At 40.7% G+C, this 12,733-nt stretch carries 9 protein-coding genes; all 9 read right to left on the minus strand.

Annotated elements, in window-relative coordinates; translation table 11 throughout:
* Positions 1–129 precede the first annotated feature (129 nt).
* Positions 130–1,899 carry a RagB/SusD family nutrient uptake outer membrane protein gene (locus ACWIB3_RS08005; protein ID WP_454291323.1) on the minus strand — a complete coding sequence of 590 codons (1,770 nt, stop codon included), beginning with the start codon at positions 1,897–1,899 and terminating at the stop codon, positions 130–132.
* A 13-nt stretch (positions 1,900–1,912) separates the two neighbouring features.
* A complete protein-coding gene (locus ACWIB3_RS08010; protein ID WP_185210590.1) occupies positions 1,913–5,164 on the minus strand; it encodes a SusC/RagA family TonB-linked outer membrane protein in 3,252 nt (1,083 codons plus the stop codon).
* A 337-nt stretch (positions 5,165–5,501) separates the two neighbouring features.
* A complete protein-coding gene (locus tag ACWIB3_RS08015) occupies positions 5,502–6,869 on the minus strand; it encodes a sulfatase family protein (RefSeq protein ID WP_454291324.1) in 1,368 nt (455 codons plus the stop codon).
* Between the two features lie 92 nt (positions 6,870–6,961).
* On the minus strand, positions 6,962–7,378 hold the full coding sequence (locus ACWIB3_RS08020; protein WP_185210594.1) for a cytochrome C: 417 nt from the start codon (positions 7,376–7,378) through the stop codon (positions 6,962–6,964).
* Positions 7,362–7,640, minus strand: a complete 279-nt coding sequence (locus tag ACWIB3_RS08025; protein WP_185218258.1) for a hypothetical protein — start codon at positions 7,638–7,640, stop codon at positions 7,362–7,364. Before ACWIB3_RS08025 ends, ACWIB3_RS08020 begins: the two co-directional genes overlap by 17 nt.
* A 2-nt stretch (positions 7,641–7,642) precedes the next feature.
* On the minus strand, positions 7,643–8,641 hold the full coding sequence (locus ACWIB3_RS08030) for a cbb3-type cytochrome c oxidase subunit II (RefSeq protein WP_185218259.1): 999 nt from the start codon (positions 8,639–8,641) through the stop codon (positions 7,643–7,645).
* An 11-nt stretch (positions 8,642–8,652) separates the two neighbouring features.
* The gene (locus ACWIB3_RS08035; protein WP_454291325.1) at positions 8,653–10,788 is read right to left on the minus strand and encodes a cbb3-type cytochrome c oxidase subunit I; all 2,136 of its coding nucleotides are present in this window, start codon (positions 10,786–10,788) and stop codon (positions 8,653–8,655) included.
* 300 nt (positions 10,789–11,088) lie between these two features.
* Positions 11,089–11,670, minus strand: a complete 582-nt coding sequence (locus ACWIB3_RS08040) for a Crp/Fnr family transcriptional regulator (RefSeq protein ID WP_454291326.1) — start codon at positions 11,668–11,670, stop codon at positions 11,089–11,091.
* Positions 11,671–12,699, minus strand: a complete 1,029-nt coding sequence (locus ACWIB3_RS08045) for an SDR family oxidoreductase (RefSeq protein WP_454291327.1) — start codon at positions 12,697–12,699, stop codon at positions 11,671–11,673.
* Between the last annotated feature and the right edge of the window lie 34 nt (positions 12,700–12,733).

A 12,733-nucleotide genomic window follows, 5' to 3' on the forward strand; every position in this document is an offset into this window, starting at 1 on the left:
TATGTCTCGAATGATTCTCGAATCAGGTCAAAATAAAAACCATAAAATAGGATGATAATTTCTAATAAAATCAACCAATAAAGAAAGGGCTACCCAAATGGGCAGCCCTTTCTCCAATAAATGATTTCCTTATTCCATGCTAGGATTGAACTCCCCACCCCAGTCTTTATTTTGCAGCACCTTAGGGTTTCTGTCAATAATAGATTGTTGGATTGGGAAGAAATAATACGTATCAGGTACTTCACTAACCTTAACTCCATTTTTCGGAACTTGAAGAATGCTGTACTTGAAATTAGCTTCCTTCAACTGATAAGTTTTGGCCAAGGTATTTGCCTGTTTGATATCCATTTCAGCTCCATTTGCTTCGATAGCGATGGCTTCTACACCAAATTTGGTTCCTTTATCTAAGGTATTCAATTTCCGGCTTCTTCTCAGATCCCAGAAACGGTGTCCTTCGAAACAAAGTTCAATGTTTCTTTCTGCCAAGATAGCTTCGCGCATTTGATCGCGGTTAGTCGCAGTGATACCGTATTTTCCATCGGTACCAGCCTCGATTCCGGCACGTTTCCTCAATTGGCTCAACATATCCTGTGCTGTACCTAGATCACCGGTTTCGTTAGCAGTTTCTGCATAGTTCAACATCACTTCCGCCAGACGCATCAATACAAAATCTACATCGTATTGGGTTTCCACTTCCGTTTGTTTTAGGGACAGTTTACTGTTCTTTAAGATAAAGAATCCACTGTAACGGTCTTGATTTGTTGAGTTGATACCTGCAGCAGGATTGATACCAAAGTTGTCAAGGGCATCAGCAATACCTAGGGAGGTATATTGGCGTTTGCCAGCTTTTCCAGAAACTTCATACAACTTGCCGTTCCAAACAATGGATTTTTCAAATCTTGGATCTCTATTCATCCAATAGGATTGCAAGAAATCATCATCCGATTTAAAGTATTTGCCGGAAGGATCTGAATAGAGCTTACCATCTTTCATCGGGAATTCTTTTACAAAATCCCAGGTTGGAACCGACCCGGCAGGGCCACGGCTTTCTGAACCTGGACGCACACCATAATCCCAAGCAGCAACCTTATTAGGATAGGTATTGATTACTGCGAATACGACCTCTGGACCTTTTTCTTGCAGGGTGATGTTTGCATAATCAGGTGTCAGGGCATAATTGTTTTTGATCAATTGGTCATAAGCAGCTTTATTGGCTGCATTGGCTTCTTTCCAATATGCATTATTATAGGGATTGGAAGGGTTGAATTGAGGGGAAGCTTTGTAAAGCAATACTTTTGCTTTAAAGGCCGCAGCAAAGTTACCATCAATTCTACCATAGTTTGATGATGATTTTTCGATCGTTTGAGGAAGCAATTTAATGGCTTCATCTAAATCTTTTACCAAAAGCTCGAAAGACTCTTTTGTGGAATTTCTCGGCGAATTTAAATCATCTGTCGCTTGGTCCTGCGGTACGGTTATGTAAGGAATACCGCCATAAAGCCTGACCATATCAAAGTAAACAAATGCCCTTAAGAAATAAGCTTCACCCAAGGTGCTGTTTTTCACCTCTTGACTCAAGCTGCTGCTTTCCTGAACTTTTTGGATTGCGGTATTGATCTTACGGATATTGGTATAGTCCCATGTTTTGAAACCGCCTGCAGTCGGCGATATGGTATTCAATTGGAAAGGAACACCCACCAATTGTTCACTATATACATCTGCACCGGCACTCCAATTACCAAAAACGGTATAAAGGTTTGCCATGTATGCGTTAACTAAATTCGGGTCTTTCCAAACCTTTTCTTCATCCAAGGATTGGAGATCTTCGATATCCAACACATTTTTACAGGAAGTAAAAATGGTTGATAGTCCTAGTGCTACTAATAATATTTTTTTCATGATTCAGTTCCGGTTAAAATTTAATGTCCAAGCCAAAGGTGAATGTTTTCATTAATGGGTATGAGTCATAATTCAATTGTTCAGGATCATGAAACTCGGTCATTGGTGAGAAAACAAAAAGGTTAGTACCATTGAAGAACAAATTGATACTGTTCATTTTGATTTTTTCAGTGAAGCTCGTTGGCAATTGGTAAGCAACATTGAGGTCTTTCAATCTGAAGAAGGCTCCGCTACGCATCCAAAAGCTAGAAGGGTTCGTACCCGACTCTGCCCAGTTATAACCGATAGGTCTCGGATACTGTGCATTTGGATTTTCTGGAGTCCATACATCATCTGCCCAAATCGGGTAATAAGGACGGAAAGTTCCACCATGTTGACGCATACCGCCACCCTCTTGATTGGAGATCATACGGTCGTAATTAAACACCCCTTGGAACAGGGCATTGATGGAAATTCCTTTCCATGAAGCGTTCAAACCTAATCCATAATCCCATCTTGGAGAATTGTTGGTCGACAATAAGGTAACGTCATTTCCATCGATCTTTCCATCTGGGGTATCAGAATAACCCTGTCCACGGATATCTTCATATAAGATCATTCCTAAATAAGGATCCCTCCCATAAGTTTTGAATCCCTTGGCCAATAAATCATCCAATTGGGCTTGCGTACGCACCAACCCTAATGAATTTAATCCATAGATTACGTTGTTAGGTCTACCGATCCTGGATCTGAAATGTTCAAGTCCGCCTTCTGCATAAGCAGCAGGTTCATCGAAAATATCCCATTGATCAACGGCATATCCTAAATTTCCAGAAATGCCATAAGCAACCTCGCCTATTCTGTCATTCCAGTTTACAGAAACCTCACCACCTTTATAGCTTCTCGCAGCATAGTTTTCAGGCGCCAAGGCGCGACCATAAGTATCCGGCAACAATACGGTTCTAGGACCTAAGATATTAGTTTCAGCACGTTTGAAGACCTCAATGGAACCATTCAATTTGTTGTTGATGAATCCGTAATCCAAACCTAAGTTGTAGCTTTCTGACCTTGTCCAGGTAATGTTGGGGTTAGGGGTTGAGCCATAAGCCAAACCATTGTAGTATCGATCACCGAATATAAAACCAGTAGTCGTTGCATATTTCTCAGCAAAAGAGAATGGATTGATTGCATTTCCATTCACATCCAAATAGTTACCGGTAGCACCATAAGCAAATCGAAGTTTCAAGTCGGAGAATTTATCCTTGATTCCAGCGAAGAACTCTTCTTCAGAAATTCTCCATGCTGCAGAAATCGAAGGGAAGAAACCGAATCTTTTTTGCTCAGGAAACAAAGCCGCTCCGTCATAACGGAAAGAAGCTTCAGCTAAGTATTTACTACCATAAGCATAGTTGAAACGACCAATAATGGATTGCCTTGCATCAATTCCTTCCAGACCATTGGTATACCTAAAATTGCGGTCAGTTGGGTAGACATGCATTTGATCCAGTGCAGTGATTGGGCTTTGTGCAGTGGAGGTGATATTGGTGTATCCTTTTTCACCTTGTTCAAATACCAAAGTCGCACCTACATCATGCTTTCCAAAAGTCTGCATATAATTGATGAAGAAGTTCATCTGGTATTCCCATTTACGTTGGGTATAATAATCCATAAATGGATTTTGCTGACTGAAGGTGAAGACGTTTATCCTATCTTCCGAAGGTGGCGCAGGGATAAAAGGGTTTCCATCTGGATCCAAAGAAGTGAAAGTATAGTTCTTTTGGAAACTCATATAGCGCTTACGCAGATAATCTTCAGCGATATAGCTACCAACAAATTTCGTTGATAGACCAGGAACCAGTTTATCCAGTTTCAGGTTCAAGGAAAGAATTGGGTTGATCTGCCTCACCTTACGATCGATATAACGATCGCCGATCACCTGATCGATTACGTTCCAAGCCTGCCAGCTACCCATTGGCGTCTGTACCGGATATTCCGTTGGTTCATTACTAGGTGTACCATCTTGGGTCAAATAGAAGGGATACATTTTTGGCCAGTTGAAAGTTACGCGATAAAAATCGGAAACATCAAAATCATCATCATTTGATGAGGTACTGAAAGGCCAATAGAAACGATTGGAGTTCTGCTGGTTTGCAGAAATATTCATATCGATACTGAAGGCATCGGTAATATTCGCTGAAACATTGGACCTTAAATTGAATTTCTGATGGTCTACCGATTTATAGGAACCATTTTCATTTCTAAAGCTCAGCAAATTGTAATAGGTAATTTTATCACTACCTCCAGAAACGGAAATTGACTGCCTATGGCTGACAGGATTTCTCCAGATCACATCGTTTACACTATAACTTTTATCCTTGAAGTAAGCAAATTCCTCCTCACCATTGGGGATTGGTAAACCTTGAAATTCGGCAACCCTATTTTGATAGGTTAATTCATCTGTAGCGGTAGTTAAATCGGCCAGCGGTGTCATCGTCGGGTTACTGATGGCCACATTGCTTTGGATATTGAATTCAGGCTTTTTAACCGTTCCTTTTTTAGTGGTCACAATTACAACACCATTACCCGCACGGGTACCATAAACCGCAGCTGCACCAGCATCCTTTAAGAAAGACATCTGATCCACCTCATTGGCCTCTAGAGCGTCGAATGCGGCTTTATCGCGTACAATTCCATCAATAACGAACAAAGGTTCAGCAAAACTACCTCTAAATCTGATTTTAGAGGTAGCTCCCGAAAGGCCAGATGTTCCAGTTACCTTAACACCAGGTGCACGACCGGCGATGGCATTGGAAAGGTTGGAAGGAGAGACATTTTTTAGTGCATCACCATTTACGGTGGAGATTGCCGAAGTAATATTAGCACGTTTTTGGGTACCGTATCCCACTACCACTACCTCATCAATATTAGCATTATCAGGTGCTAGGGAAATATTGATATTTTGGGCATTTGATACCGTAACTTCTTGGGTCAGATAACCTAGGTTTCGGATAATAATGATGTCACCATTATTGGCAGTGATCGAAAATTCTCCCTTGGCATCGGTACTAGTTGCTCTTGTTGTCCCTTTAACGAGCACTGTAGCACCTACAATAGGGTTCCCCGCATCATCTTTAACAGATCCTGAAATACTTTGTTGCCGAACAGCAACAGCTGAATGGGCAAAATTTCCTTTTTCGGCGAAGACTTCCGGTGAGCTCATCAATAAGCACATCGCAAGCAACGACAAGGATTTTGCCCCAAAAAAAACACGATTTTTTTGAGTCATTATAGTAATAATTGAGAATAAAAAGATTGCCTAAAAGGCTTTAATAAAGGTTCTGTTTGTAATAGGTGTTCGGAGTTAGGATAGCTTATTTCACGTTCATAATTTAATAGTTTTTAATTAGATTGGGAGAAAAATAGGAGAATCCAACCTAAATACAAAATCATTTTTTCAGGCAACCAATTTAAATTTGAAATATATTCCCCTAAGAAAATAATAGCAATTTTCAAGGTTTAAAATATCAAAATAATTAAAATATAAACATTAATTAAGCTTAATAAATGTTTTTCAATAAGCAATTGTAACAAGTTAAAATTATAACCAATATCCTTCCAGCAAATTATTCCATTTTCTTAAATGTGGGCAAGTCTTTCCACCATTTCATCAAAGCCTTGCTATATTTTTTCACGAGATGTTTTCTTTCATCAGCAAGATTTACACTTTCGTTGGGATCGGATTTGAGGTTGTACAGTTCGGGGTCACTACCATCTTGATTCATCATAAATTTCCATTCCTGATCTCGGATTGCCAGAGCTGGGCTACGGTTTATTTTCTTGGGGAAGCTGAATACGGTTGAATCATTCCTTCCATATTCCCAGATGAGCGGTTTGTTTCGGGTAATGGGATTTCCAAGGATTGCACCGCTGAGATCTTGACCATCAAGCCTCTTGGTATTCTTCAGCGGAGCTTCTGCCAACTTAGCTAAACTTGGGAACAAATCAAGTGCGGAGATAATGGTCTGATCATCTACCTTTCCGGCTTTAATCCTTGCTGGCCACCTCATCAACAAGGGCATCCGGATTCCGCCTTCATATAAGGAGAGTTTACTACCTCGCAGCCCTGCTGAACGGTCCTGTCTGAAATTAGGCAATGGGCCATTATCGCTGATAAAAATGACCAAGGTATTTTCATCCAGCCCCATCTCTTTCAAGCCTTCCATTAATCTTCCTATTTCTCGATCATATTCTTTGAGGACAAACTTAAAGCTTCTCTCCTCCTGGGGTTTCCAATCAAACTTTCCGGTTTCATCATCACCTGCAATCCAAGGAGTATGCACATCGTCTGTCCAAATATTGATAAAGCAAGGTTTATCTCGATTCTTTTGCAAGAAATCAAGGGTTTTGTCCACAAAGTATTTTGTCCGGTTCCATCTTTTCACACTGTCCTGGTCCGACCAAATCCAATCCGTTGCGGTGATTGCTGGGTCGGGATCGGGGCTTTCATAAGTTCCTGCCCAAGCATCAAAACCGTATTGATCGAAGTTAGGCGCGTCGGTTACGTCGCGACCACCACCGAGATGCCATTTACCAAAATGTGCTGTCTTATAGCCCTCAGCTTTTAGCATATCGGCCATGGTCAGCATATCAGGGTCAAGAAAGTCTACCTGTTCTTTTTTCCTGTTGTCTTCACGGGTATTCAGAAAGGTTGTAAAATGGAGTTTCGCAGGACGCTGACCGGTCAGTAGGCCAGCACGGGATGGGGAGCAAATTGGGGAAGCACTGTAATAGTTGTTGAATCGAATCCCTTCTTTACTCAATTTATCGAGATTTGGCGTTTCATATCGCTCATGGTAAGAACTTAAATCGCCTATTCCAAGATCATCTGCAAGGATCAAGATAATATTGGGCTGTTTATTGTTTTGAGCAATGCTATACTGGACAAACAAGGACAGTAAAACAAAAATAGCAGGTTTTAAGGCGTTCTTCATGACATTAGGGTAAGTATCCTGGATAAACATTTACCCAATTAACGACACAAAGCCCAAAAAGTTTGAAAAAGAACGCCTTGACCTGCTAACACTCAATTAACCGAAGTTGGTAAATACAGGTACATGAATACATAGTACATGGCCCAGCCCATGAAAACGATTATGATGATCCATACCCACCAAGGAATCCCCTGAGGAGTTTCACTTCCATCAATCATAAAGGTTTCGGAATTTCCTTTCCCATAGGCGTTGATCATGATGGGCACCAAGTCATCGATCACGGCGTTTTCTTTGATTCCGGTAATTTCGATCGCTGGACCGTTTCGGACTTCAAAAGGAATAATCCTTACCCCTTCTTTTCCTCCAGGGTCTTGGCTGACAATTCGAAGTTGGTGTTTTCCGTCGACTAGTTTGCGAGTATCCAGTTCAAAATTAACAGGACTATATGTTTCAGCTATTGGGATCTTTTCATCGTCGATGAAAATAAATATTTTACTTCTTTGGCTCATAGTTATCAGAATTTAGAATAAACCTTTTGATATGGTCAGACTGTTTTTCCCCTGGTTTGATGATCATTTTCAAGAACATTCCCAAAGCGATCAATGAAATCAGGATGATAGCGATGACCATGATGTATTCGAGGTTGCTTTTTGGAGCTGTACCATGTACCCAGCCTCTTAAAATTTTAGGTTGATTTCTTTCACATACCGGGCAAGCCATCAAAAAGGTAATGCAAGTACTAAAAAGCAGTGTCAATTGAAATTTTTTCATGATTATTTGGATTGAGTCTTTACAAAATCTACGATTTGCTTGATATCTTCAGCTTTTACTTTTTCACCATTATTACCCCAACTGGTCCTTTCATAATTGATAATGGCGGCTACTTCTTTTTCAGTAAACCCAGCATTTACTCCTACCGCTGCCATCACACCATAATCAGGTCTGCTATCATAACCGTTCATAATGATATCGATATAAAGCTCCAGATCATCGCCAGTTACGACAGGACTGCCCTTTAAGGGAGGAAAAGCTCCTGGTAGCCCATTGCCATCAGCTTGGTGGCATGCTTGACAATGTGCTACATATAGGGCCTCGCCGTCCAATTCTTCTTCGGCTGTTCCTTGGCCAGCGGCGGCCTGAGCTTTTCTTTTATATAGAAACTCTGGAACATCAGCTTCCAGTTTAACTTGTTTCAAGGACTGTAAATAGGCTATCAATTGCATAGCCTCTTTACTTGCTACGACTTTCTTCCCATTACTGGGTGCAAAGTCTTCGGGAATATTGACCACAACATCTTCCTTGTCTGGTATGGATTTATATTCAAACAGGAAGGGATAAGCGGGCATAATGGATTCCTTGACCACTATACGAGGGTTATAAAGGTGGACCAAATTCCATTCTTTGCTGGGTTGGCGATTACCTACATCAGTCAGGTCGGGGCCAGTTCGTTCTGTTCCCATCAATGTTGCAGTATTTCTCCAAACATCCAGTCTTTCATTATGTGCATAATCAGCTGCTACACTTGGTCGCTGACCAAAAACTTTATCCATATCTACATTTCTGACCTGTTGAGTATGGCAAGCCACACAGCCGTTGGCAATAAATATAGACTTGCCAGCAGCAGCATCTGGTGAGAGCGGTTCGGATTGAGGTAGAGGTGCATTTATCAACTGGTTGTTCAATGCGGGAAGAATGGCAACAAAAATCGTCAATACAATAAAGAAGATTGCTGCAGTAATAAATAGTTTCTTATGATCGTCGAAAAACTCCATGATCGTTTATTTTATTTTTGAACTTTAATAGTTGATTGGTTTTCAAATTGGCTTGTAATTTCTTCAGCAATGTCTAATTCTTTTACATCAGCCATCATCTTATATAAGTTATAGGCGAAAATGAGGTGCGACAGCCACATCAGACTACCTCCGATGGCTCTCCATAACCAGTAAGGCGCCATAAAGGCCACACCATCGATAAATGGCTTGCCTTCTAACCACATAATTCCTTTCAGGGTGGATCCATACATCAATGGTACGGTATACATCAACATTCCGATGAAAGCGAACCAGAAATGGGCTCCAATACTGATTTGGGGCGCCTCTCTTCCAGTAAATCGCGGTACGATGGTGTATATGGATGCCCACAAGAAAAAGCTGATAATGCCGTACATGGTTAGGTGGGAATGGGCAACGGTAAAGTCAGTAAAGTGCCAGATCAAGTTGGTTTCGCGGAAGGCTTCGGCGGTACCTTGCATCGATCCGGTGAAATAAAAGATGATGCCGACCAAGAAAAATGGAAGGATATAACTATCGCCCAATTTATACCAGGATCCTTTAAAGGTCATGAGGAAGTTGGTCGTTCCGGCAATAACGGGAATGGCCATACCGGCACTTCCGACAATAGCAACCGTCTGTAACCACCAGGGAATGGAGCTGAACACAAAGTGGTGGCTTCCGATCAGCGTATAGAATAAAATCTGTGTCCAAAACGCAAGAATCCCTAAACTATAGGAATAAATAGGCCTATTGAGTTGCTGTGGAAGGAAATAGTACACGAGGCCTAGACAAAAAAGCATAAACCACATACCGACACCTTGGTGCATGTAATAGCCTTGAATGATTGTCTCTCCGAGGCCATTCTGCCAAAAAGGCAAATAGGCTGCTAGGCTAATCACAATAGTAAAGATTACCGCAGCGACTATATACCAGTTTGATATATAAATTTCCCGAGTTGTCCTTTTTGCAATGGTTTTATAATAATTGATTAGTGTCAAAACCAATGCAATTCCAAACAGCAACATAATAGGCCAGATATATTCCCTATACTCGCCTCCGCTATTGTTAATTCCTGCCATCAGGGAAATGGTTCCCACGAACACACAGACATTGATCAAAACAAGGCTGTACCAGCCTAGTTTTAAGCTATAGAGTTTGGTGTTACTGACCCTTGGGACCACATAATAACCTAAACCGATCATGGCTAGGGATGCCCATCCCCAGAAGACGGCATTGGTATGGACTGGCCTTAACCTCCCGAAGCTAAGCCAGCTAAAACTCTCCATGTCTGGAGCGACGAATTTAAAACCGAGGTATTCACCGATGGTGGTTCCAAATACCAACCAAACGGTTGCCGATATCAAGTACCAGTTGACCATCTTGGATAGGTCCACGTCAAAGTTGGTCCTATCGGTTGATCTTTTCTTTTTGGATACGATCGGGATTCCATGGTTTTCATTGATGGACAATAGCCCTTTGGGATCCTCCGCTTGATTGGAACCAGACAGTACATCAGCTTTCAATCTATAATCAGCAGCTTCCTGAAAGGCTAATAGTTCATTTTCAACCTCAGCTAAAGGCCTGTTTTCCAATTCTTGGACAATTACTTTTGCTTCCTCTTTTTGAGCGTTAATGTTCAACTTAGATAACCTCCGATTGATTCTGACGAACAATAAAACTAGAATGAAAATGGTCGGTATCAAGAGCAACACTAAGGTGATAATAACGCCTGCCTTAGACCAGATGGATTCACTGGTACCATCAATGGAAACAGTCTGTGCTAAGGATTCCAGGGGGAACAAGGATGTTCCAAGGAGGAAAAAGGCCAGTAACCAAGATTTCAGCTCCTGCCTGCTCTTTTGCTTGATAATTCGCGCAATTTGGCTGGAGTTCATTTTCTTGAGTGAGTTTTTCCAAAGATTAACATTCCGTTTGGATTTCTCTTTTAAGAGAAAGGTGCTGACCTGTTTAATGCGATCGATCAAAAGGAGAACCACAATGAGGATGGAAAGGAAAACTAGCAGTAGAAAACCTATCCAAAACTCAACCGGACTGATCTTAGAATGGAAAAAAATGGATTGTGTGAGTAAATCTTGGACGGAATTACCGTCCGAAAGGATTAAATTAAGAGTTAAAATAGAATTCATGTTAAATTCGATATGATCTTTGAATTTAGATTAAGCCATATTCTTAAATAAAATGAATTTGAAGAATTCGCGATTTGATGAAAATGTTAGTTTTCAGGAAGTCGTAAAAGTATTGCTGGAATGCAACCTACCCTCGCTTGGATTTATTTGAACAATTCAATGACTTAATTGAACAAAGTTAAGACTTGAATTAATAAAAGACAAATTTATCTTTTATTAATTGCAAAGAAATTTAAACGACACTGTTTATAAATGATTTACAAAAACACCAATCCTATTTTCAGAAGGATTAAGCGGAATTTATTGTTTTGGCTGGGCAAGTTCGCGTCTTATCCTGCTCAAGGATTGCGGGGTGATTTTAAGGTAGGAAGCGATATATTGTTGCGGAACCTGTAAAGCTAGTTGAGGATATCGTTTAACAAATTCAAGGTACTTGGTTTTAGAATTGCCAAAATTTAAAAAATCATTGTCTTTAATCTTATTCAACAATGTGGCTTCTGTAATCGTTTTGAGAAAGATAAAGAAATTGGGGATCTCTTGGCATAATCTTTCTACAACCAACTTATGGATAGCATATATTTCTGTTTCGACCACTGCCTGGAAAGCTTCACTCGCCGGAATACTGGAATAGTAACTTTCCAGATCAACAAAGAATTGATTCTCCTTAAAGAAATACTTGGTGATTTCATTCCCTTCATGATCAGGTTTAAAAATCCTGACGATACCGGATTCAATAAAAGCGATTTCGTGAGCAATCTGTCCTATTTCCAAGAAATATTCGGACGCCGCTAACTGTTTCTGCTTGAAGTTGGAGGCAATGACCTCGATGTCTGCATCAGAGAGTATTGCCCCAAATCTCAATATGGATTTTAACCTTTGCATTTACTTAACGATTCCTAGTTCTATAACACTATTTGCACAATCTAAAATGGCCTTCTCCATCGAATGTCCTTTCCAACCTAATTCCCTTTTGGCTTTGGAAGCATCTACCTTTCTTTTTAAACCCAAATCCAATAATACAGGTTTTAAGGCAGGTTCAAAAATTGACATTATTCTAGCCAAAAAATTAGGGAGGATGGCGGTACTGATTTTCCTGTCAGGGAAATGGGTTTTTAGGACTTCAGCTAGCTCCTTCATCGACATGTGACCTTCACTTGCCATATATCTATTTCCAGCAGCATTTTCCAGTTCCATCGCATCTACCAATAATTTTGCAACGGAACGCACATCAACTATTTCAAATCCTATTTTTGGCATGGCAGGCATGCTACCTGATAAGATCTTAACGATAATATTGGCGGAGGTACCATAATCCTCCTCTAACACAGGTCCTAACATCGCACCAGGAAGAATGCTGACTAATTCCATCCCCTTGCCTTCTTCTTTGATAAAGTTCCATGCAGCTTTTTCAGCAATGGTCTTGCTCCTCATATACGGAGCAGTATCCTGTTTATTGCTTTCATCGGTCCAGTGCTCCTCAGTAAAAACCCTGTCCATTTCATCAGTTTGTTTTCCATATACCACTGTGGAAATGGAGGATACCAAAACCACTCTTTTTACATGGTTATGCTTGGCAGCTTGAAGAACATTCAATGTCCCCTCTTTTGCTGGGATGATTAATTCATGCTCATCCTTAGGTAGTTCTCGCGGGAATGGAGAAGCTGCATGGATGACAAAATCCTGATTTTCGCAAGCTTTTAACCATGCTCCTTTATCGAGCAGGTCTGCCTGTACAAAAGATAGGTTATTTATACTCTGGGTATGTTTGGCGATTACGTGCTGTATAGCGTCTGCACGTTTCATGTCCCGTAGAGACCCTGTAACCTGATATCCTCTGTTGAGCAATTCAATAGCTGTATGAGAACCCAAGAAACCGGTCACTCCTGTCAATAATACTTTTGATTTGTTCATGACTTTGAAATTTGATTAATACAAAGTACCTGAA

The organism is Sphingobacterium sp. NPDC055431 (genome assembly GCF_053644255.1).

Coding starts and splice junctions, on each gene's coding strand:
- ACWIB3_RS08045 (WP_454291327.1), bottom strand. CDS start 12,699: ATGAACAAATCAAAAGTATTATTGACAGGAGTGACCGGTTTCTTGGGT.
- ACWIB3_RS08010 (WP_185210590.1), bottom strand. CDS start 5,164: ATGACTCAAAAAAATCGTGTTTTTTTTGGGGCAAAATCCTTGTCGTTG.
- ACWIB3_RS08040 (WP_454291326.1), bottom strand. CDS start 11,670: ATGCAAAGGTTAAAATCCATATTGAGATTTGGGGCAATACTCTCTGAT.
- ACWIB3_RS08005 (WP_454291323.1), bottom strand. CDS start 1,899: ATGAAAAAAATATTATTAGTAGCACTAGGACTATCAACCATTTTTACT.
- ACWIB3_RS08030 (WP_185218259.1), bottom strand. CDS start 8,641: ATGGAGTTTTTCGACGATCATAAGAAACTATTTATTACTGCAGCAATC.
- ACWIB3_RS08025 (WP_185218258.1), bottom strand. CDS start 7,640: ATGAAAAAATTTCAATTGACACTGCTTTTTAGTACTTGCATTACCTTT.
- ACWIB3_RS08015 (WP_454291324.1), bottom strand. CDS start 6,869: ATGAAGAACGCCTTAAAACCTGCTATTTTTGTTTTACTGTCCTTGTTT.
- ACWIB3_RS08035 (WP_454291325.1), bottom strand. CDS start 10,788: ATGAATTCTATTTTAACTCTTAATTTAATCCTTTCGGACGGTAATTCC.
- ACWIB3_RS08020 (WP_185210594.1), bottom strand. CDS start 7,378: ATGAGCCAAAGAAGTAAAATATTTATTTTCATCGACGATGAAAAGATC.